Annotated in this window: 18 protein-coding genes and 1 pseudogene; 10 read left to right on the forward strand and 9 right to left on the reverse strand. The window is 67.8% G+C overall.

Annotation, left to right across the window (positions count from 1 at the left end; translation table 11 throughout):
- Positions 1–3 precede the first annotated feature (3 nt).
- From IM25_RS09155 to IM25_RS09165, 3 genes are read right to left on the reverse strand one after another with little or no spacing between them, the layout of a single operon-like run.
- Positions 4–1,179, reverse strand: coding sequence for a thiolase domain-containing protein (locus tag IM25_RS09155; protein WP_033096876.1), 1,176 nt, complete (start codon positions 1,177–1,179; stop codon positions 4–6).
- Complete coding sequence (locus IM25_RS09160) at positions 1,179–2,240, reverse strand: thiolase domain-containing protein (protein ID WP_033096875.1); 1,062 nt, start codon at positions 2,238–2,240, stop codon at positions 1,179–1,181. The genes IM25_RS09155 and IM25_RS09160 overlap by 1 nt, the downstream gene beginning before the upstream one ends.
- Positions 2,241–2,254: 14 nt before the next feature.
- Positions 2,255–3,226, reverse strand: coding sequence for a Zn-ribbon domain-containing OB-fold protein (locus IM25_RS09165; RefSeq protein WP_033096874.1), 972 nt, complete (start codon positions 3,224–3,226; stop codon positions 2,255–2,257).
- Positions 3,227–3,316: 90 nt separating this feature from the next.
- Here IM25_RS09165 and IM25_RS09170 point away from each other — a divergent pair, with 90 nt between their 5' ends.
- Complete coding sequence (locus IM25_RS09170) at positions 3,317–4,354, forward strand: LLM class F420-dependent oxidoreductase (protein WP_065995978.1); 1,038 nt, start codon at positions 3,317–3,319, stop codon at positions 4,352–4,354.
- A 75-nt stretch (positions 4,355–4,429) separates the two neighbouring features.
- Here IM25_RS09170 and IM25_RS09175 read toward each other — a convergent pair whose 3' ends face one another.
- Complete coding sequence (locus IM25_RS09175) at positions 4,430–5,959, reverse strand: AMP-binding protein (protein WP_006551910.1); 1,530 nt, start codon at positions 5,957–5,959, stop codon at positions 4,430–4,432.
- Positions 5,960–6,100: 141 nt separating this feature from the next.
- Positions 6,101–6,988, reverse strand: coding sequence for a crotonase/enoyl-CoA hydratase family protein (locus tag IM25_RS09180; RefSeq protein ID WP_232333431.1), 888 nt, complete (start codon positions 6,986–6,988; stop codon positions 6,101–6,103).
- Positions 6,989–7,033: 45 nt separating this feature from the next.
- Here IM25_RS09180 and IM25_RS09185 point away from each other — a divergent pair, with 45 nt between their 5' ends.
- The 4 genes and pseudogenes from IM25_RS09185 to IM25_RS09200 form a co-directional block, all read left to right on the forward strand.
- The gene (locus IM25_RS09185; protein ID WP_019290099.1) at positions 7,034–8,701 is read left to right on the forward strand and encodes an acyl-CoA synthetase; all 1,668 of its coding nucleotides are present in this window, start codon (positions 7,034–7,036) and stop codon (positions 8,699–8,701) included.
- 8 nt (positions 8,702–8,709) lie between these two features.
- Positions 8,710–9,822: an NAD(P)H-dependent flavin oxidoreductase gene (locus IM25_RS09190; RefSeq protein ID WP_019290098.1), complete on the forward strand. Its 1,113-nt coding sequence runs from the start codon at positions 8,710–8,712 to the stop codon at positions 9,820–9,822.
- A gap of 274 nt (positions 9,823–10,096) precedes the next feature.
- Positions 10,097–11,317 carry a CaiB/BaiF CoA transferase family protein gene (locus tag IM25_RS09195; protein ID WP_033096871.1) on the forward strand — a complete coding sequence of 407 codons (1,221 nt, stop codon included), beginning with the start codon at positions 10,097–10,099 and terminating at the stop codon, positions 11,315–11,317.
- A gap of 93 nt (positions 11,318–11,410) precedes the next feature.
- Positions 11,411–12,159, forward strand: a pseudogene (locus IM25_RS09200) (NAD(P)H-dependent flavin oxidoreductase); the annotation flags it as partial.
- A 16-nt stretch (positions 12,160–12,175) separates the two neighbouring features.
- Here IM25_RS09200 and IM25_RS09205 read toward each other — a convergent pair.
- The 4 genes from IM25_RS09205 to IM25_RS09220 form a co-directional block, all read right to left on the reverse strand.
- Complete coding sequence (locus IM25_RS09205; RefSeq protein ID WP_033096870.1) at positions 12,176–12,697, reverse strand: DUF3253 domain-containing protein; 522 nt, start codon at positions 12,695–12,697, stop codon at positions 12,176–12,178.
- A 118-nt stretch (positions 12,698–12,815) separates the two neighbouring features.
- On the reverse strand, positions 12,816–14,450 hold the full coding sequence (locus tag IM25_RS09210; RefSeq protein WP_033096869.1) for a long-chain-fatty-acid--CoA ligase: 1,635 nt from the start codon (positions 14,448–14,450) through the stop codon (positions 12,816–12,818).
- A gap of 4 nt (positions 14,451–14,454) precedes the next feature.
- On the reverse strand, positions 14,455–15,570 hold the full coding sequence (locus IM25_RS09215) for an acyl-CoA dehydrogenase family protein (RefSeq protein ID WP_033096868.1): 1,116 nt from the start codon (positions 15,568–15,570) through the stop codon (positions 14,455–14,457).
- A gap of 14 nt (positions 15,571–15,584) precedes the next feature.
- A complete protein-coding gene (locus IM25_RS09220; protein WP_065995979.1) occupies positions 15,585–16,769 on the reverse strand; it encodes an acyl-CoA dehydrogenase family protein in 1,185 nt (394 codons plus the stop codon).
- A 132-nt stretch (positions 16,770–16,901) separates the two neighbouring features.
- On the opposite strand from IM25_RS09220, the gene IM25_RS09225 reads away from it, so the two are divergent.
- From IM25_RS09225 to IM25_RS09245, 5 genes are all read left to right on the forward strand, one after another.
- Positions 16,902–17,087: a ferredoxin gene (locus IM25_RS09225; protein WP_016692405.1), complete on the forward strand. Its 186-nt coding sequence runs from the start codon at positions 16,902–16,904 to the stop codon at positions 17,085–17,087.
- A 133-nt stretch (positions 17,088–17,220) separates the two neighbouring features.
- Complete coding sequence (locus IM25_RS09230) at positions 17,221–18,147, forward strand: 3-oxoacyl-ACP reductase (RefSeq protein ID WP_065995980.1); 927 nt, start codon at positions 17,221–17,223, stop codon at positions 18,145–18,147.
- Between the two features lie 469 nt (positions 18,148–18,616).
- A complete protein-coding gene (locus tag IM25_RS09235; RefSeq protein WP_006551898.1) occupies positions 18,617–19,381 on the forward strand; it encodes an MlaE family ABC transporter permease in 765 nt (254 codons plus the stop codon).
- 16 nt (positions 19,382–19,397) lie between these two features.
- Positions 19,398–20,246 carry an MlaE family ABC transporter permease gene (locus IM25_RS09240; protein ID WP_026061170.1) on the forward strand — a complete coding sequence of 283 codons (849 nt, stop codon included), beginning with the start codon at positions 19,398–19,400 and terminating at the stop codon, positions 20,244–20,246.
- A 10-nt stretch (positions 20,247–20,256) separates the two neighbouring features.
- Positions 20,257–21,435 (forward strand): MCE family protein, encoded by a 1,179-nt coding sequence (locus IM25_RS09245; protein WP_016692408.1) that lies wholly within the window; start codon positions 20,257–20,259, stop codon positions 21,433–21,435.
- Positions 21,436–21,437: the final 2 nt, after the last annotated feature.

The raw sequence follows: 21,437 nt of genomic DNA on the forward strand, positions 1-21,437 counted from the left end.
CTCCTAGTTCGTGGGCCGGTCGGAGCCCACGACCCACATGGAGAAGTACTGCGAGCCACCACCGTAGGCGTGTCCGAGCGCCTTGCGGGCACCGTCCACCTGGTGGTCTCCCGCCTTGCCCATCACCTGGATCGCGGCCTCCGCGAAGCGGATCATGCCCGACGCGCCGATCGGGTTGGAGCACAGCACGCCGCCGGACATGTTGATCGGCAGCTGGCCGCCGATGGCCGTCTCGCCGGCCTCGGTGAGCTTCCAGCCCGAACCCTCGGGGGTGAAGCCGAGATTCTCGAGCCACATCGGCTCGAACCACGAGAACGGCACGTAGATCTCGGCGCAGTCGATCTCGGTGAGCGGATCGGTGATACCGGCCTGCTTCCACAGCGCCGCGGCGGCGATCCGGCCGGCTTCCGGATTGACCTGGTCGCGACCGGCATAGGTGGTCGGTTCGGTGCGCATCGCGGTGGCATGGATCCAGGCCACCCGGCGGCCCGCCTGCTCGGCGGCCCTCGCGGTGTCCTCGTCGCCGAGCACGACCGCGCACGCACCGTCGGACGACGGGCACGTCTCGTCGTACCGGATGGGATCCCACAGCATCTGCGAGGCCTGCACCTTCTCGAGCGTGATGTCGGGCTGCTTCAGATGCGCGTAGGGATTCTTCGCGCCGTTGAGACGGTCCTTGACCGCGACCATCGCCCCGATGTGCTCGGGGGCGCTGGAGCGGCGGATGTACGAACGGACGTGCGGTGCGAAGTAACCGCCCGCGCCGGCGCCGACCGGCATCGTGAACGGGACCGGCGTGGACAGCGCCCACATCGCGTTCGACTCGGACTGCTTCTCCCAGGCCACGGCGAGCACCCGGCGGTGCACACCTGACTGGACGAGACTTGCCGCGACGTTCGCCGTCGAGCCCCCGACGGACCCGGCGGTGTGCACGCGCAGCATCGGCTTGCCCGTGGCGCCGATGGCGTCGACCATCGACAGTTCGGGCATCATGACGCCTTCGAACAGGTCGGGGGCCTTGCCGATCACGACGGCGTCGATGTCGTCCCAGCCCACCTGGGCGTCCGCCATGGCGCGGTCGATCGCCTCGCGGACGAGGCCGGACATCGACACGTCGTGCCGCTTGGCGACGTAATGGGTCTGCCCGGTTCCGAGGACAGCTGCGGGTTGCTTCGCCATCAGTTGCGTCCCTCCAGAACGGCTACCAGGTTCTGTTGCAGCACAGCACCGCTCGTCGCGTGCGCGAGTGCACGTCCGGCCGTGCCGTCCATGATCGCCTGCGCTGCGTAACCGATGCGCTCGAGACCGCCGGAGAACATCGGGTTGCCCGTCAGCGGTCCGCCGGACGGATTGATCGTCGTCGAATCGTCCAGACCGATCGCCTCGCGGAGGATGAGCTCCTGATGCGTGAACGGCGCGTGCAGTTCGGCGACGTCGAACGAGGTGTCGCCACCGGTGACCGCCTGCGCGGCGGCCCGTGCGGAGGCCGACACCGTGAGGTCGAGCGAACCGAAGTTCGGTGAGTCGGTGCGGTGTTCGATCCCGGTGATCCACGCGGGGTTCTCGCACAGTTCACGGGCCCGGTCGCCGCTCGCGAGGACGATCGCGGCGGCACCGTCGGTGACCGGAGCGCAGTCGTGCTTGCGCAGCGGGTCGGCGATGTACGGCTGCGAGAGCAGGTCCTCGATGTCGAGGTCGCCCGAGAGCTGGGCCTTCGGATTGTTCTTCGCGGCCGCGCGGCTGCGGACCGCGACCTCGGCCATCTCGCGGTCGCTCCACTTGCCGGAGTCGAGACCCATGCGCGCCTGCAGGCCGGCGAGCGAGACGGAATCGACGCCGAGCGGTGCCACGAGGTACGGATCGAGCTGCAGGGAGAGGGTGCGCCGCAGGGTGCCGGCCGAGGACTTGCCGAAGCCGTAGACGAGGGCGGTGTCGACCTCGCCGGTGATGAGCTTGACCCACGCCTCGTAGAGCGCCCAGGCCGCATCCATCTCGACGTGCGATTCGTTGATGGGCGGGACCGCGCCGATCGCGTCGATCGCCGAGATGAACGAGAAAGCGCGTCCAGCAAGGTAATCGGAGGAACCGGAGCACCAGAATCCGATGTCGGACTTGGTGATGCCGAGCTTGTCGTACAGCTCCTGGAAGCACGGGACGAGCATCTCGACGCCGTTGGTGGTGCCGAACGTCTCGCGCACGTGCGGAGCATGCGCGAAGCCGACGACTGCAATGTCTGTCATGGTGTCCGCTGCTCCTAGAGGTGGTGTTTGAAGGTGTCGTAGTCGGCGTCGGGTTCACCGGTGGGCCGGAAGTACTCGATGTTGCGCAGCGTGTGGTCCCACTCCTCGCGTGGACGCCACTTGGCCTCGACACGCATGCCCATCCGCACCTCGGAGGCGTCGCACTCGAGGATCAGGTGCAGGAACGGGATGTCGGCGCCGTCGAGCAGCACGTAGGCGGCGACGTACGGCGGCTTGATCTGCTGGCCCATGAACGGGACGTTGACGATGCAGAAGGTGGTGACGATGCCCTTGTCGGAGACCTCCACCGGTTCCTTGGTGGGCACGCCATCGGTCGGGCTCGCGCTGCGCGGCGGCACGTAGACCTTGCCGCCCGCACCCGTACGCCCGCCGATGATCTTCCCCTCCGCGAGCCCGCGCAGATACCAGGACTCCTCGGGGGAGGCCGAGTGCCGGTAGTGCAGGTCGACGGGGGTGGTGATCATGGTGACCGGTTCACCCTCGGCCGCTTCCACGGTGAGGATCGACTCGCCGGGTTCGAAGGCCTCGATGTCGTGGATCGCGCCGGTGCGCTCGGCCGCCCAGCGCACGCGCACACGCAGACCCGTCGCGATCTCGTCCGGCGACGCGACGTCGACCGCGTGTAGCAGCGTCGTGTCGGCTCCGTCGAGGCGGATCAGCGCCCATGCGAACGGCCGGTCGAAGGGCTGTCCGGGCAACGGCTCGGCGTTCCACGTCCAGCTCACCACGGTGCCGGTCTGCCCGACCTCGACGAAATCGGTGAGCGGTTCATGGGTGACCGCGTCGAATTCGGGGGGCGGGACGAGGGTCCGTCCGTCGGATCCGCGCGCGCCGAGAATGCGGCCGTCGCGCAGCCCGGTGACGAAGGCTCCGACGGTCGGCCCGGTGGATCGTGTGTAGTCGAACTTCAGATTCAGCGGTGCGCTCAGCGGTGGCTCGGCAACCGCGCTCTTTCCCAGGCTCACAATTTCGAGTAGAACAGGTTCTAGTGGTGCTGGCAAGAGCGGCACGCGAACTGCACCTCGCCACAATTCGTCCGACAGGAAAGGCGTCCAATGAAACTGGGACTGCAACTCGGTTACTGGGGTGCCCAGCCACCCCCGAACGCGCCGGAACTTGTTGCTGCGGCCGAGGCCGAAGGATTCGACGCCGTCTTCGCTGCCGAATCGTGGGGGTCCGACGCATTCACTCCTCTCGCCTGGTGGGGTTCGTCCACCGAGCGGGTGCGGCTCCGCACGTCCGTCGTGCAGATCTCCGCGCGTACTCCGACGAGTTGCGCGATGCACGCGCTCACGCTCGATCACCTCTCGGGTGGCCGGCACATCCTCGGCCTCGGCGTCTCGGGGCCACAGGTGGTGGAGGGCTGGTACGGGCAACCGTTCGCCAAGCCCCTCGCACGGACCCGCGAGTACGTCGACGTGATCCGCAAGGTGCTCGCGCGCGAAGCGCCGGTGACCGGCGACGGACCGCACTTCCCGCTGCCCTACGCAGGCACCGGATCCACCGGGCTCGGTAAACCGCTCAAGCCCATCACGCATCCGCTGCGGTCGGACATCCCGATCTGGATCGGTGCCGAAGGTCCGAAGAACGTCGCGCTCACCGCCGAGATCGCCGACGGCTGGCTCGCGATCTACTACACCCCGCGCCTGGCGCCGATGTACGACGAGTGGCTCGACGAGGGGGTCGCCCGGCCGGGCGCCCGGCGCACCCGCGAGGACTTCGAGATCGCGGCGACCTGCCAGGTGGTGATCACGGACGACCGCGCAGGGACGATCGCGGCGATGAAACCGGTGACGGCACTGTACGTCGGGGGAATGGGCGCGCCGGAGTTGAACTTCCACGCGCAGGTCTACCGGCGGATGGGATACGAGGCCGTGGTCGACGAGGTGACCGCGCTGTTCCGTGCCGGCCGTAAGGACGAAGCGGCGGCAGCGATCCCGGACGAGATGGTCACCGAGACGATGATCGTCGGCAATGCCGACGAGGTGCGCGAAGGCGTGAAGCGGTGGGAGGAGGCCGGCGTGACGATGCTCCTGGCCGGATGCCGTGACGTCGACCAGGTGCGCACGATCGCCGACGTGGTGTTGCGTTAGACCGTGGTACTGGGCCAACGCCACGGCGGGCGGAAACCGTTCCGTGAGGACGGCTTCCGCCCGCCGCGTGTGGCGTCAGGAGGCGTAGGCCGCCTTCAGCTTGCCCTTCACCAGCTTGCCCGTGGGGGTGCGGGGCAGTTCGTCGACGAAGTCCACCGACCGCGGCACCTTGAAGTGGGCGACCCGCTCGCGGACGTACGCGATGAGGTCGTCGGCGAGATCGGGTGATGTGGTGGCACCGGACGACACCTGCACGACGGCCTTGACCTCCTCGCCCATCTCCGGATGGGGTACGCCGATGACGGCGACGTCCTCGACGGCCGGGTGCAGGGCGAGCACGTTCTCGATCTCCTGCGGATAGATGTTCACTCCGCCGGAGATGATCGTGAACGACTTGCGGTCGGTCAGATACAGATAACCGTCCTCGTCGAGGTAACCGAGGTCGCCGACCGTGGTCCATGTGGGATGCTCGGGATGCTGCGACGCCGCGGTCTTCTCGGGATCGTTGTGGTACGAGAACGGAACCTTCTCGTACTCGAGGTAGATGGTCCCCACCTCACCGGCCGGGAGTTCCCGCCCTTCCTCGTCGCAGATGTGTGCGGGCCCGAGCACGCTCTTGCCGACCGAACCCGGGTGTTCGAGCCATTCCTGGCTGTTGATGAACGTGATCCCGTTGGCCTCGGTGGAGCTGTAGTACTCGTAGATCACCGGTCCGAGCCAGTCGATCATCGACCGCTTGACCTCCGGCGGGCACGGCGCGGCGGCGTGGACGAGCACGCGCAGACTCGACAGGTCGTGGCGGGCACGGATCTCGTCGTCGAGCTTGAGCATGCGGACGAACATCGTCGGCACCATCTGCCCGGCGGTGATCTTGTGCTCCTCGATGTGCCGGAGCGCGGTCTCGGCGTCGAACTTCTCGGCCAGGACCACCGTGCCGCCGAGCGCGTGGATCGCCCCACCCCAGCGCAGAGGCGCTGCGTGATAGATCGGGGCGGGGGAGTAGTAGACGTCGGAGTCGGTGAGGCCGAAGAGGAACTGCGCCACCGTCACCAGCGGCTCACCGGGTTCGTCGACGCGACGTTCCGGGAGATCCGGCTGGATTCCCTTGGGGAAGCCCGTGGTTCCGGACGAGTACAGCATGATGGCGCCGCACGGTTCCTCCTCGAGCCGCGGACCGGCCCCGGCGAGGGCGTCCTCGTACGACTCGAAACCGCGCACGGCGCCGCCGAACGCGAGTCGCGCGGAACCGATCGTGACCTTCTCGCCGACCTGTTCGGAAAGCTCACCCAGCGTCGTCGAGACGATCAGGGCCTTCGCGCCGCTGTCCTCGACGATGTACGCCACCTCGCCGGCGGTGAGGTGGCTGTTGACCGCCGTGATGTACAGCCCGGACCGCATTGCGGCCCAGAACACCTCGAATGCCTCCGGCCGGTTGTCGGTGAGGAGGGCGACGACGTCGCCGGGGCGGAGCCCGGCATCGTGCAGCACTCGGGCGAGCGCCGCTGACCGGTCGTCGAGTTCGCGGTAGGTCAGGCTCCGGCCACTGTCGGCCAGGACGACGGCGAGTTTGTCCGGGGCGGTCCGGGCGTGGACTCCTGGATACATGGGGGCTCCTCATTGCCTCGACATCGCCTCGACGAACACTGTGATCTTGTGGTCTGGATCACGGCCGACAATGTAGCAGAGCTAAGGAGATGGTTGTGACCGTGCTCTCACGGGTGGGAGTGCGGTCCACAGTGGCGCAGGTCAGGAACCCGAGAACTTCGGGGCACGCTTCTCCGCGAACGCCCGCGGCCCCTCCTTGGCGTCGGCGCTCTTGAAGACGGCGGCGCCCAGTTCGGCGTCGATCCGGAACGCCTCCTCCTCGTGCAGACCTTCCGCGTCGCGGATGGTCCGGAGGATGGCCTGCACGGCGACCGGGCCGTTGTTCGCGATCGTCTCGGCGATCTCGAGGGCCTTGTCGAGTGCGGTGCCGTCGGGGACGACGTAGCCGATGAGCCCGATCTCCTTGGCCTCGGCGGCCTTGATGTGGCGGCCCGTGAGCAGGATGTCGGCGGCGATCGTGTACGGGATCTGCCGGACGAGGCGCACGGCGGATCCGCCGAGCGGGAACAATCCCCACTTCGCTTCGGAGACGCCGAATTTCGCGCTCTCGCCGGCGACACGGATGTCGGTGCCCTGCAGGATCTCGGTGCCACCGGCGATGGCGGCACCCTCGACGGCCGCGATGAGTGGCTTCGTCAGACGGCGGCCCTTCAGTAGTGCGGGGAGCCGACTGAGATCCCACCCACCGCCGTTGCTCCGCTCGCCCTGCTCGAACTTGTCTCCGGGAGGCGCTGCATTCATGGCCTTGAGATCGGCACCCGCGCAGAACGCTCCACCGGCGCCGGTGAGGATCGCGACGCGGATCTCGGGATCGTTGTCGACGCGATCCCAGGCCTCGTTCATGATCGCCATCATTTCGCCGGACAGCGCATTTCGTGCCTCGGGGCGGTTGAGAGTGACGATCAGAACGTGGCCGCGTTGCTCGACGAGGCAATGCGGTGCGCGGGACGAAATGTCCGAATCGGCTGCGCCGGGGGCTTCGGTAGCGGACACTGGCGGGACTCCTCGCAGGATTGTGAACTGGATCATATTCAGGTCTTGTCAGAAACGGTAACACGTTCTACTTTTGTCAGCGTGGCCCTAAACATCGCAGACCTCGTCGAACACGCAATCGACCTCGTTCCCGAGCGCGTCGCGCTGGCCTCGGACGGACGTGAGGTCACCTACGCACAGCTGGAGGAACGAGCCAACCGACTTGCTCATTACCTGCGCGAACAAGGTGTGAAGCCGGGCGACAAGGTCGGCATCTACTCGCGCAACACCATCGAGGCGGTAGAGGCGATGATCGCGGTCTTCAAGATCCGCGCGATCATGATCAACGTCAACTACCGCTATGTCGAGAACGAGTTGCAGTACATCTTCGACAACTCCGACATGGTCGCGCTCGTCCACGAACGTCGCTACTCCGACAAGGTCGCGAACGTCCTGCCGAACACTCCGCTGGTGAAGACCGTCGTGGTGGTCGAGGACGGCACCGACGTCGACTTCTCGGCCTATAGCGGCATCGAATACGAAGCGGCACTGGCGCAGAGCAACCCGGAACGCGACTTCGAAGACCGCAGCGCCGACGACATCTACATGCTCTACACCGGCGGCACCACCGGTCACCCCAAGGGCGTGATGTGGCGTCACGAGGACGTGTGGCGCGTCCTCGGCGGCGGTATCAACTTCATGACCGGGGAATGGGTCAAGGACGAATGGCAGCTGGCGAAGGAGGGCGCCGAGAATCCCGGTCTCGTGCGCTATCCCATCCCGCCGATGATCCACGGTGGCGCCCAGTGGGCGCTGTTCCAGTCGTTGTTCAGCGGCGGCAAGGTCGTCATGCACCCCGAGTTCTCGGGCCACGAGGTGTGGCGCATCATCGACGACCACAAGGTCAACGTCATCTTCATCACCGGCGACGCCATGGCCCGCCCCATGCTCGACGCACTGGAGGAGGGCAACCCGGCAACCGGTCAGCCCTACGACCTCTCGACCCTGTTCGCCATGGCATCGAGTGCGGCCCTGTTCTCCCCGTCCATCAAGGACCGTTTCCTCGACCTGCTGCCCGGCAAGATCATCACCGACTCCATCGGCTCGTCCGAGACCGGCTTCGGTGGCATCGGCATCGCCGAGAAGGGCAAGACCCTCGGCGGCGGCCCCACGGTGAAGATCGACGAGTCGACCACCGTCCTCGACGACGACGGCAACCCGATCGAACCGGGTTCCGGAAAGGTCGGCATGGTCGCGCGCACCGGCAACATCCCGCTCGGCTACTACAAGGACGAAGCCAAGACCAAGGCGACCTTCCGCGAGTACAACGGGATCCGCTACTCGATCCCCGGTGACTACGCGCGCGTCGAGGGTGACGGCACCGTCACAATGCTCGGCCGCGGTTCGGTCTCGATCAACAGCGGCGGCGAGAAGGTCTACCCCGAAGAGGTCGAGGGCGCACTCAAGCAGCACCCGGCGGTCTTCGACGCCCTGGTGGTCGGTGTGCCGGACGAGCGCTTCGGCGAGCGGGTCTGCGCCGTCGTCGCCCTGCGCGAGGGCGAGCAGACGACGCTCGACGAACTCATGACGACGGCACGGTCGAAGATCGCAGGGTACAAGGTGCCGCGCGCGGTGTGGTTCGTCGACGAGATCAAGCGGTCGCCGGCCGGCAAGCCCGACTACCGGTGGGCCAAGGACCAGACCGGATTGCGTCCGGCCGACGAGGTCTACAACAACGGCGACGGCAACGGCGCCGCGGCGACGGGATAGAAGGACGCATGCAGACCGGCCTCAACAAGAAGTTCGGTATCGAGTATCCGATCTTCGGATTCACGCCTTCCGAACACGTCGCGGCGGCGATCAGCCGCGCGGGTGGACTCGGTGTCCTCGGGTGTGTGCGGTTCAACGACCCGGAGGAACTCGACGCCGTCCTGACCTGGATGGACGAGAACACCGACGGCAAACCGTACGGCGTCGACATCGTGATGCCCGCCAAGGTGCCCACCGAAGGCACCGCGGTGGACCTCGACAAACTGATCCCCGCCGAACACCGTGCCTTCGTCAACCGCACGCTCGAAGAACTCGGTGTGCCGCCGCTGTCCGACGACGTCGGCAAGGCGAGCGGTGTTCTGGGCTGGCTGCATTCGGTCGCGCGTTCGCACGTCGACGTGGCACTCGCACACCGGCCCGCCCTGATCGCCAACGCCCTGGGGTCGCCGCCGAAGGACGTCATCGACCTCGCGCACGAGAAGGGAGTGCCGGTCGCGGCACTCGCGGGTGCGGTCGAGCACGCGAAGCGGCACGTCGAGAACGGTGTCGACATCGTGATCGCGCAGGGCTACGAGGCCGGCGGGCACACGGGTGAGATCGCATCGATGGTGCTGTGGCCCGAAATCGTCGATGCGCTCGGCGATTCCGCGGCAGTGCTCGCCGCCGGTGGTGTGGGATCGGGACGGCAGGTCGCGGCGGCGCTGGCCCTCGGCGCCTCCGGTGTGTGGATGGGTTCGTACTGGCTCACCACCTCGGAGTACAAGCTCGGGGCGGCCGCGCACGGTCCATCGTCGATCCAGCGCGCGTTGCTCGGAGCGAGCTCGTCCGACACCGTGCGGTCGCGGATCTATTCGGGAAAGCCCGCGCGTCTGCTCAAGACCAAGTGGACGGAGGCGTGGTCGAAACCCGGTGCGCCCGAACCGCTGCCGATGCCGCTACAGAACATCCTGGTGAGCGAGGCGCATCAGCGCATGTCGGCGGCCGATGACCCCGAGGCCGTCGCGATGCCGGTCGGGCAGGTGGTGGGGCGGATGAACGAGATCCGTCCCGTCGCGGAGATCATGGCCGACCTCGTGCGGGGCTACGACGAGGCCGTCGATCGGCTGAACGAGGCGCGATAGGACCACAGTGGTGGGGTGGCAGGTGCCCGGGGGGGAGTGATCCGCCCCGGGCATCGTCCCTTTCCGGGATCTGCGTCGGCCGGGGTGTCGCCGGACAGGGGGCAGCGGCGGTCGCGGGTGGGGGTCGATGGCTGAGGTGTGCCCGATCCGGCACTACCCTGGGGTGGACGTGACGCGAGCGGTACCGGTCGTGAACCGCACCGCAGCGGACTCGAAGCGTTCACCGAGGAGGAGGCCGTTCACCTCGGTTACCGAGCAGAGGACGGAAGACGCAGTGACACAGGCCGAGTCGCAGGCAACCGGAGCGCTCGCGGACATCAGGGTGCTCGAACTGGGCACCCTGATCGCCGGGCCGTATGCAGGACGCCTGCTCGGCGACATGGGCGCCGACGTCATCAAGATCGAGGACCCGAAGCGGCCCGACCCGCTCCGCACCTGGGGGCAGGGCGAGCGGGACGGGCATCGCTTCTTCTGGACGGTGCACGCGCGCAACAAGCGCTGCGTCACCCTCGATCTCCGGGCGCCCGACGGGCAGGAACTGTTCCGGCGTCTCGTCGCCGAGTCCGACGTGGTGGTCGAGAACTTCCGTCCCGGCACGCTCGAGAAGTGGGGGCTCGGCTACGACCTGCTCTCCGAGATCAATCCGGGCATCGTGCTGGCTCGCGTCTCCGGATACGGGCAGACCGGTCCCAAGGCCGGGCAGGCCGGCTACGCGTCCGTGGCCGAGGCTGAGAGCGGTCTGCGGCACCTGAACGGCTATCCCGGGCAGGCGCCCCCGCGACTCGCGCTCTCCCTGGGCGACTCCCTCGCCGGGATGTTCGCCGTGCAGGGCGTCCTCGCCGCGCTGCTCGGCCGCGAACGGACCGGACGCGGGCAGGTCGTCGACGTGGCGCTCACCGAGGCGTGCCTCGCGATCCAGGAATCGGTGATCCCCGACTACGACGTCGCAGGCGTCGTCCGCGGCCCCTCCGGCACCCGGCTCGAGGGCATCGCCCCGTCGAACCTGTACCGGACGTCCGACGACATGTGGATCGTCATCGCCGCCAACCAGGACACCGTCTTCCGTCGCCTGTGCGCGGCGATGGAGCGCCCCGAGCTCGCCGACGACCCGCGCTTCGCCGACCACCTCGCGCGCGGCGTGAACCAGGACGAGCTCGACGCCCTCATCGGCGAGTGGGCGGCGACGTGGACGCTCGACGACCTGCTGGCGCACCTGTCGTCGTCGGGTGTGGTGTCCGGGCCGGTGAACACCGTCGCGGAGGTCGTCGCCGATCCGCAGTTCCGGGCACGGGACATGATCGTTCCGCATCACGACGAGCGCACCGGCGCAGACGTACTCGGCCCCGGTGTGGTGCCGACGCTCACCGGGACGCCGGGTTCGGTGCGTCGTGCCGGCCCGCCCGTCGCGGGATACGACAACGCGGCGGTCTACGGCGAGATCCTCGGACTGAGCGACATCGAGCAGAAGGAACTGCGCGAGCGCGGAATCATCTGAGGTACGCAACGCGAGGCGAAGGCTCGCAACGTCGGCAGTCACTACCGGTGTTGCGAGCCTTCGTCCGTTGTTGCGTACCTTCCGCGCAAGGTCACCCCGCAGGTGGAGGTGGCGCTGCAGCATCCGAAGGTCACGCTCATCGCCAACGCACTCGGCACCCCGCCGGCCGACATGATCGAGCACATCCACAAAGCCGGTCGCAAGGTCGCGGCGCTGTGCGGTTCGCCGAAGCAGGCCCGCAAGCACGCCGACGCCGGTGTCGACATCATCATCGCCCAGGGCGGCGAAGGTGGCGGGCACTGCGGTGAGGTCGGCTCGATCGTGTTGTGGCCGCAGGTCGTCAAGGAGGTCGCGCCGGTCCCGGTGCTGGCGGCCGGAGATATCGGCAGCGGCAGCAGATCGCCGCGGCGCTCGCGCTCGGCGCCCAGGGTGCGTGGACCGGTTCGCAGTGGCTCATGGTCGAGGAGGCCGAGAACACCCCGGTGCAGCAGGAGGCCTACATCAAGGCGAGCAGCCGCGACACCGTCCGCAGCCGCTCGTTCACAGGCAAGCCCTGCCGCATGCTCCGCAACGACTGGACTGAGGCGTGGGAGCAGGAGGGCAACCCGAAGCCCCTCGAAATGCCGTTGCAGTACATGGTCTCCGGCATGGCCGTCATGGCCGTCGCCGCCACTCACAAGTACCCCGACGAGTCGGTCGACGTCGCGTTCAACCCCGTCGGTCAGGTCGTCGGGCAGTTCACGAAGGTCGACAAGACCTCCGCGGTCATCGAACGCTGGGTGCAGGAGTACCTCGAGGCGACCGGCACGCTGGAGAAGCTGAACGAGGCCGCGAGCGTCTGATCCGCTCGGATTCGTCTCACCGGGAGGGACGAGGGTGCTCGAGGTTCGGTCCGGGTGCAATCCGGATCGGGCCTCGTGCCGTCTCCATGTCCACCGGCTCGCCCTTCTGCGTGATCACCACGTGGCCGCTGCGTTCGAGTTCGGCGGCCACCGAGCGTGCGGCGTCCATGAGGTCGCGCCACGAGTCGCCACCCGCGACCCGCGCGGCGTCGCTGGGACAGATGGTGGACGGATCCCGTTCCCGGAGCAGCGCGCAGATCGTGGCCGCCAGCCGTTCACGATCCGCATACTCGTCGCGTGGTTCCCACCACGGATGCCCGCGTTCACCGAGCGCGACCTTCGCGTCCTGGACGCGGTGCCGTGCGGAGTCGCCGTCGCTCTTCACGAGACGCCGAGCGCGCATCAACTCCGCCACGAGTTGCTTTTGCAACGGTTCAGGAATCGTGGGATCGGTGGCACGCCAGCGCCGCCCGTTCACCACCACATATCTGCCGTCCGGCGTGCGCTCCGCCCCTCCGGATGACCCGTCGGTGTCCATCGGTCCCGCCCGTCACTCGACTCGACGGCGACGGAAGTCCTTCCGGACTTGTCGCCGAACAACCACCGTCGCGGCACAACTGTACGCGCGGGAGCGCGTCGGCCGAGGGGCGACGACGCTATCGCGCAGAAGTGCCGAGGGAGGCCGGTTCGAGAAGCTGCACCAGTTCGTCCGACAACAACCGGAATTCGGAATCGCCACGTTCCCGAAGCCACACCGGATCGCTGCAGGACCAGCGTTCGGCGGCCAGAGAACGGGTCAGGACCTTGAAGGTCGCGGTGCGGGGGAACTCGCTGCAGACACGGATCAGACCGGGCATCTGCTTGGGGCCGAGATCGGTCTGTGCATCGAGGAAACGCGCGAACGCGACCGGGTCGAAGTCGGACCCCGCCGCAGGGATCACCGCGGCCATCACCCGGTCGCCGACGTTGCGATCGGGCACCCCGTACACCGCGACCTGAGCGAAGCCCTCGTACCGCATCAGGATGCGCTCGATGGGCGCCGCACCGAGATTCTCACCGTCCACCCGGAGCCAGCCCGAACTGCGCCCGGCGAAGTACACGAAACCGTTCTCGTCCTGGTAGGCGAGGTCGCCGCTGTGATAGCGCCCGTCGCGGAGGCGTTCGGCGTCGGCCTCGGGATTGTTGTAGTAGCCGTCGAACAGACCGGCACCGCGCACGTTGACGAGCTCGCCCGTCGCGGCGTCGGCGTTGGTGATCCTGCCGTTCGCGTCGAACACCGCTGCCGGGCAGCGTTGCCCCGTCTCGGGATCGAGGATCTCGATGCCCTCGGGAAGTCTGCCGAGGGATCCGGCCGGGGCGTCGGGAGCCGAGGCGATCGCGATGCCGCCCTCGGTCGAGCCGAAGCCGTCGACCACCCGCGCGCCGAAACGGCGGGTGAACTCGGCGACGGCGGTGGCAGACGCCTCGTTGCCGTACATGATGCGCAGCGGGTTGTCGTGGTCGTCGGGCTGCTCGGGAGTCGCCACGATGTACGACAGTGGTTTGCCGACGTAGTTCGCGAAGGTCACACCGTAACGGCGGACGTCGGGGAGGAAACCCGACGCCGAGAACCGGCGACGCAGGGCGATGCTGCCGCGCGCGGCGAGTCCGATCGACCAGCCGGCGATCATCGCGTTGGAGTGGAACAGGGGCATCGACACGTACACGGTGTCGTCGGAGCCGAGACCGAACCGCGTGGCGAGCATCGTCGCGGGATCGGTGAACTTGCGGTGCGTGCACCGCACGGCCTTCGGGTCGCCGCTCGTGCCCGACGTGAAGATCAGCATGAACAGGTCGTCGGGGGAATGCGCGGCAGTCTCCACGACCGTGCCGGCGAACGGGGCGAGCATCGCCGTCCACTCGGGGGAGTCGACGTCGATCACCCGCACGTCGCCGAGATCCACACCGTCGAGCAGGGACGCATGTGCGGCCTCGGTGAACACGACCCGGCAGTCGGCGAGCGCGATGTCGCGGGCGAGCGCCGCACCGCGCCGGGTCGTGTTCAGGCCCACCACCACCGAACCGGAGAAGGCCGCGGCGCCGAGCAGCAACGAAAACTCCGGGACGTTGTCCATGAGGATCCCGATGTGCTTCGGTGCCGGGCCGTCGAGCAGGTCGCGCAGCAATGCGGCGCGTCGCCGGGACTGTGCGACGTGTTCGCGCCAGGACAGTTCGGTCTCCTCGAAGCGCAGTCCTCGATCGTCGACGTCGGCGAGTCGTTCGAGCAGTTCGGTGACGGTGAAGGCGGTCATGCGATCAGGCCGGGACGTCGGCGAGTTCGCGTCCGAGCGCGCGCAACTGGTCGGTGGCGGAGCCGAGCAGGAACTCGTGGTGCTTGGCCGCGAGGAAGTAGCGGTGCACCGGATGGTCCTCGTCGAGTCCGACACCGCCGTGCACGTGCACGGTGGTGTGCGCGACACGGTGTCCCGCATCGGCAGCCCAGAAGGCCGCGGTGCGCAGGGCGTCGTCGTGACGCTCACCCGAAACCATGCGGAAGGCGGCCTGCCACAACGTCAGACGCACCGCCTTGACGTCGATATAGGCGTCGGCGAGTCGCTGGGAGACGGCCTGGAAACTGCCGATCGGGCGGTCGAACTGGACGCGTTCGCGCGCGTACTGCGCGGTGAGCTCGAGCGCCTGCTCGAGGACGCCGCACTGGTAGGCGGCGGAGCCGAGCAGGCTGCGGTCGCGCAACCACGTCGCCACGGCGAGGCCGTCGGTGCCGAGGACACGATCGGCCGGGAGCGCGACCTGCTCGAGGGTGACGATGCCGCGACTGTCGAAGTCGGTGGTCTGCTGACGGGTGATCGAGACACCCGGATCGTCGGGTCGCACGAGGAAGACCGACACCGAGTCGCCGATGGTGGCCGGGACGAGGAAACCGTCGGCGACCGGCGCCGAGTCGACGACGATCTTCACGCCGTCGAGCACGTGACCGTCGCCCGTGGCCTGCGCCCGGGTCGCCGGGGTCGTGGGATCGGGGTTCAGTTCCTCGGCGAGCGCGGCGGAGAGGATCTGCTCGCCGGTCGCCGCAGGGCGTCCCCACTCGGCCTGCTGCTCGGCGGCGCCGAACTCCGCGATCGCCGACGCGCACGCGGCGATCGAGCCGATGTACGGGACGGCCGCGACGCCGCGGCCGAGTTCGCGCAGGATGCTCGCCTGCTCGAGCGGGCCGTAACCGTCTCCGCCCAGCGACTCGGGAAGAGCGGCGCCGAGCACGCCCGACGATGCGAGCGTGTCCCACAGGGTGCGGTCGATGCGGTCCTCGGAGGCGTCGAGTGTGCGCAGATGCTCGTTGGTGACGATGTCCGCGACGATGCTGCGGGTCAGTTCTGCGAGATCCTGCTGGGCCTCGGTAAGGGTGAAGTCCACGTGCGCGTCCTTTTCTAACGCTTGGCGGGCGGCTGGCCGAGAGCGGTCATCGCGATGATGTCGCGCTGGACCTCGTTGGTGCCGCCACCGAAGGTGAGGATGAGGGAACTGCGGTGCATGCGTTCGATCCGGCCGCGGAGCAGTGCGCCGGCCGAGTTCTGCCGCACTGTCGCCGCGGGGCCGAGGACCTCCATGAGCAACCGGTAGGCCTCGGTCGCGAATTCGGTTCCGAACACCTTGTTGGCGGAGGCGGCCTCCGAGCCGAGCGGGGTGGTGCCGGCGCTCGAGGCGATGTCCCAGTTCATCAGCTGCAGGTATTCGGCCTCGGCGTGGACGCGTGCCAGATTGATCTGCACCCATTCCTGGTCGATCACCCGTCGCCCGTCGGGCAGATGCGTCTCCTGCGCCCAGCGCCGGACCTCGGTCAGCGCGGTGCGCACGGGACCGGCGGAGGTGAGCGCGACCCGCTCGTGGTTGAGCTGATTGGTGATGAGCGCCCACCCGCCGTCGACCTCACCGACGAGCGCGGACGCCGGGACACGCACGTCCTGGTAGTAGGTGGCGCTCGTGTCGGGGCCGGCCATCGTGTGCACGGGGGTGTACGAGAAGCCCGGAGCGTCGGTCGGCACGATGAAGACGCTGATCCCCTTGTGCTTCTTGACATCCGGGTTGGTGCGCGCGGCGAGCCAGACGTAGTCGGCGTAGGCGATCAGGCTCGTCCACATCTTCTGCCCGTTGATGACCCACTCGTCGCCGTCGCGCACCGCGGTGGTGCGCAGGGAGGCGAGGTCGGTACCGGCGCCGGGTTCGGAGTAGCCGATCGAGAAGTGCAGTTCGCCCGCGGAGATGCGGGGGAGGAAGAACTCCTTCTGCTCGTCCGTGCCGTAGTGCATGATCGTCGGCGCGACCGAGTCGATGGTGAGGAACGGCACGGGCGCGCCGGCGATGGCCGCCTCGTCGGTGAAGATCAATTGGTCCATCGCGGAACGGTTCTGACCGCCGTACTCCTCGGGCCACCCGAGAGTGAGCCAGCCGTCCTTGCCCATCTGCTGCACGCCCTCGCGGTACACGTTGCCGGAGCCGTACTCCCCGGTCGTGGCCGCGAGCGCCTCGCGGCGCTCGGGTGTCATGATCTGTGCGAAATAGGCCCGCAATTCCTCGCGGAGGGCTTGTTGCCCAGGGGTGTAGGAGATGTCCACGAACGCTCCGTTTCGTCGCTGCGTGTCCCCGCGAATCGTCTCTGTGGGATCATCGCGAATCATTGCACAGAATTGGAACGCGTTCTAGTCTGGACGCGATCGGTCGGCGCGAATGTGAAACGAGGTCCCGGAATGGATGTCAAGGTCGACTTCGACCGCTGCGAAGCGAACGGCGTGTGTGTCGGGCTGGCGCCCGACGTCTTCGATCTCAACGACGACGACGAGCTGATCGTCACGCATCCCGTACCCGAGGGTAGTGAGGACGCCGTCCGCGAGGCCGTCGCCCAGTGCCCGCGTGCGGCGCTCGCCGAGGCGTGAGCGCCGGACGGTGACCGGCCCCGGCCCTTGTCAGGAAAAATAACAAGTTCTACATTTTCGGTGCCCCCGGGTCCTGGTGGGGAGAGTACCGGCGTACGGCCGGCAATCGGCCCGAATCTCGAGGAGTACGTGGATGAGTGCGGACGCCAACGGTGGCGTGGAGAACGACGATCGGGTGTCTCTCGAAGGACGGGTCGCCGTCGTCACGGGAGCCGGAGCGGGTCTCGGACGTGCCGAGGCGCTCGCGCTCGCGCGGGCCGGAGCATCGGTGGTGGTCAACGATCTCGTGGAGAACGACGCGGTGGAGGCCACCCTCGCGCGGATCCGCGATCTCGGTGCCGAGGCGGAGTTCGTGCCCGGCAGCGTCGCCGAGCGTGAGACGGCCGATGCGATGCTCGCCGCGGCGCAGGGCAAGTTCGGCGGTCTCGACATCGTCGTCAACAATGCGGGCATCACGCGGGATCGGATGCTGCCCAACATGTCCGATGACGAATGGGACTCGGTGGTCGCCGTGCACCTGCGCGGTCACTTCCTACTCTCCCGCAATGCCGCGGCCTACTGGCGCGACCGGTCGAAGCAGGAGGGTGGACCGGTCTACGGGCGCCTGGTCAACACGTCCTCGGAGGCCGGTCTGCTCGGTCCGCCCGGGCAGCCCAACTACGGCGCCGCCAAGGCCGGAATCACCGCACTCACCCTCTCGGCCGCTCGTGGTCTCGAGCGGTACGGGGTCCGGGCGAACGTGATCTGCCCCCGCGCGCGCACGTCGATGACCGAAGCGGTCTTCGGCGACGCGCCGGACGACGGCATCGATCCGCTCTCGCCCGACCACGTCGCGAATCTGGTCGCCTATCTCGCCTCCCCGGCGGCCGATCGCGTCAACGGGCAGGTCTTCATCGTCTACGGACCCATGGTGGCCCTGATGGCCGCACCGGTCGTCGAACAGCGTTTCGACGCCGACGGGCAGTGGCCCCCCGCCGCGCTCGCCGACGAGCTCGGCGGTTACTTCGCCGATCGTGACCCGGGCCGGACGTTCTCGGCCTCGGCGGCACTCGATCTGTAGTTCCGGCATCCCCTGCTGTTCCTGTTCGGGGACAGCAGGGGATGCCGTGTCTTCGTCTCCGGGCCGGGATCCTGCAACTACGGGTGACGGACACCGGGGTTCCGGTAGCGTCACGCCCACTCGGGCCGTTCCTCCGGCTCTCGTCCGGCCCCGCGTTTTGGCCTGGTACGTGTTCTAATTTTTTCCCCTCCTGCGACGACCCGATCGGGCCGTGACGGCCTCTCGTGCCGAGGTGATCGAGCTCGGGCCCGGCGTCGAGAATCTCACCGAAATCCCAGGGTAAAACCACTTATGAGCGTGTCGATGCGCGTCGGTCGACGCCCGTGTGTCCGTTCGGACGGAAATGGATCGAGATGCCCCTCGACGGATCTTTGACAGGTGAACACGTTCTAGTTACTATGACCCGGGTCACAGCACACGCCATCGATCGGCCGCGCGCCGACGACGTGAGGATCGAAGGGGGTACACGATGGTAGACCTCCTCGAGGTTCCCTTACGGGCCGTCGGCGGACTGTTCGCCATGACCGGCGAGACCGCCCGGGCGGCCTTCCGTCGCCCCTTCCAACGGCGCGAGTTCATCGACCAGGCATGGTTCGTCGCACGCGTCTCGCTCGTGCCCACCGTGCTCGTCGCGGTGCCGTTCACGGTTCTGGTGAGCTTCACCCTCAACATCCTGCTCCGGGAGATCGGCGCGGCCGACCTCAGTGGAGCGGGCGCGGCCCTCGGCGCGGTGACGCAGGTCGGTCCCATGGTCACCGTGCTCATCGTCGCCGGCGCCGGTGCCACCGCGATCTGCGCCGATCTCGCGGCGCGCACCATCCGCGAGGAGATCGACGCGATGCGTGTGCTCGGCATCGATCCGATCCAGCGTCTCGTCGTGCCCCGGGTGCTCGCGTCCACCGTCGTCGCCCTGCTGCTCAACGGTCTCGTGTGCACGATCGGCATCCTCGGCGGGTTCGCCTTCTCGGTCTTCCTCCAGGACGTCAACCCCGGCGCGTTCATCAACGGCATCACCCTGCTCACCGGCTTCGGAGAACTGATGATCTCCCAGGTCAAGGCGGGGCTGTTCGGCATGATCGCGGGGCTGGTCGCGTCCTATCTCGGTCTCAATGTCAAAGGTGGAGCGAAAAGTGTCGGCGACGCCGTCAACCAGACGGTCGTGTTCGCGTTCATGGCGCTGTTCGTGGTCAACCTCCTCGTCACGGCCGTCGGCATCAAGCTGACCGCGGGATGAGGGGAGCGGAGATTTCATGGCAGTGATGTCCTGGCGCTTCCCCCGTGCGGTTCGGCGCATGTCACGTGCGTCGTCCACGGTGGACCGAGTGGGGGAGCAGGCGCTGTTCTTCGGGCGCGCCCTCGCGACGGTCCCCCGGGCGCTGATGCACTACCCCAAGGAGACGGTCCGTCTGGTCGCCGAGATCAGCATGGGCACCGGCGCACTCGCCGTCATCGGTGGCACCGTCGTGATCGTCGGGTTCCTGACGCTCTTCACCGGCGGCATCATCGCCGTGCAGGGCTTCAGCTCCCTCGGCAACATCGGCGTCGAAGCGCTCACCGGCTTCTTCGCGGCCTTCATCAACGTGCGTATCGCGGCCCCGACGATCGCCGGTATCGGACTGGCGGCCACCATCGGCGCCGGCTCCACCGCCCAGCTCGGCGCCATGCGTGTCTCCGAGGAGATCGACGCGCTCGAGACCATGGCGATCCCGTCCATTCCGTATCTGGTGTCCACGCGCGTGCTCGCCGGGATGATCGCGATCGTCCCGCTGTACTCGCTCGCCGTGATCGCCTCGTTCGTCGCCAGTCGTTTCGCGACGGTGGTGCTCTACGGCCAGTCGGCCGGCGTGTACGACCACTACTTCACGACATTCCTGATACCCACCGACATCCTGTGGTCGTTCGTCCAGGCCATCGTGATGGCGATCGCCGTGATGCTCATCCACACCTACTACGGCTTCACCGCAGGTGGCGGCCCCGTCGGTGTGGGTGTCGCGGTCGGCAACGCGGTGCGGGCCTCGCTCGTCGCGGTCGTCACCGTCACCCTGCTCATCTCGCTCGCCGTCTACGGCGCGACCGGCAACTTCAACCTGTCGGGATAGGGCGCGCGACATGGACACTCCTTCGTGGAAGAAGAAGCTCGCCGCCTTCGGTCTCGTGGGCGGCCTCGCCGCGATCGTCGCGGTGGCACTGACGATGTTCGCCGGTGGGTTCACCTCGACGGTCCCGCTCACCGTCACCTCACCCCGCTCCGGTCTGGTGATGGAGCCCGACGCCAAGGTGAAGATGCGCGGCGTCGAGGTGGGCCGCGTGGCGTCGATCGAGCACACCCCCGCCGGCGCGGTCCTGCATCTCGACATGCAACCCGGGCAGATGCAACTCATTCCGTCGAACGCGCGGGTGGCGATCGAATCCACCACCGTATTCGGTGCCAAGTTCGTCGACATCGTCGTCCCCGACGATCCGTCCTCCGTGCCGATGCAGGAAGGCGCCGTGATCGCGGCCGACAACGTCACCGTCGAGTTCAACACCGTCTTCGAGCACCTGTCCGACGTGCTCGCCCAGATCCAGCCCGAGAAGCTCAACGCCACCCTCGGAGCGTTGTCGGAGGCGCTCAACGGACGCGGCGACGCCCTCGGCGCCGCCCTGTCCGAGGCCGATGCGTATCTCGCCGAGATGAATCCGTCGCTGCCGCAACTGCAGGCCGACCTCGTCTCGGCCGCGCAGGTCACCGACGTCTACGCCGACACGGCACCCGACCTCATGACCACGATCGGCAACGCCACCGACGTCGGCAACACCGTCGTCGACGAACAACAGCAGCTCGACCTGCTGCTCATGAACCTCACCGGTCTCGCGAACACCGGACGGGACGTCCTGGGGGAGAACGAAGCACAGTTGACCACCGCACTCGACAGTCTGAGCCACACCACCGGTCTGCTCGGTGAGTACTCGCCCGAACTGACCTGCTTCATCGTCGGCCTCAACGACGCCCGGGTGGCGTTCGAGCCGATGGCCGGCACCGGCGAGTACGCGGCCCTGACCCTGAGCACGAGCTTCATGGGTGGTGCCACGCCGTACAACGACGCCCAGGATCTGCCCGTGGTCGGCGCGAGCGGCGGACCGAACTGCTGGGGCCTGCCGAACTTCGACCCGCGCCGCGACGGTCACGCGCCGTTCGTCGTGACGAACACCGGTGAAACGCCCTACAAGCCCGCAACGGAGGCCTGGATCCGCTACCCGACGATCTTCCAGTACCTGTTCGGCGACCATCTCGCAGGCGGGCGGTGACG

It is taken from the genome of Rhodococcus sp. p52 (genome assembly GCF_000763325.2).
Classification (GTDB): domain Bacteria; phylum Actinomycetota; class Actinomycetes; order Mycobacteriales; family Mycobacteriaceae; genus Rhodococcus; species Rhodococcus pyridinivorans.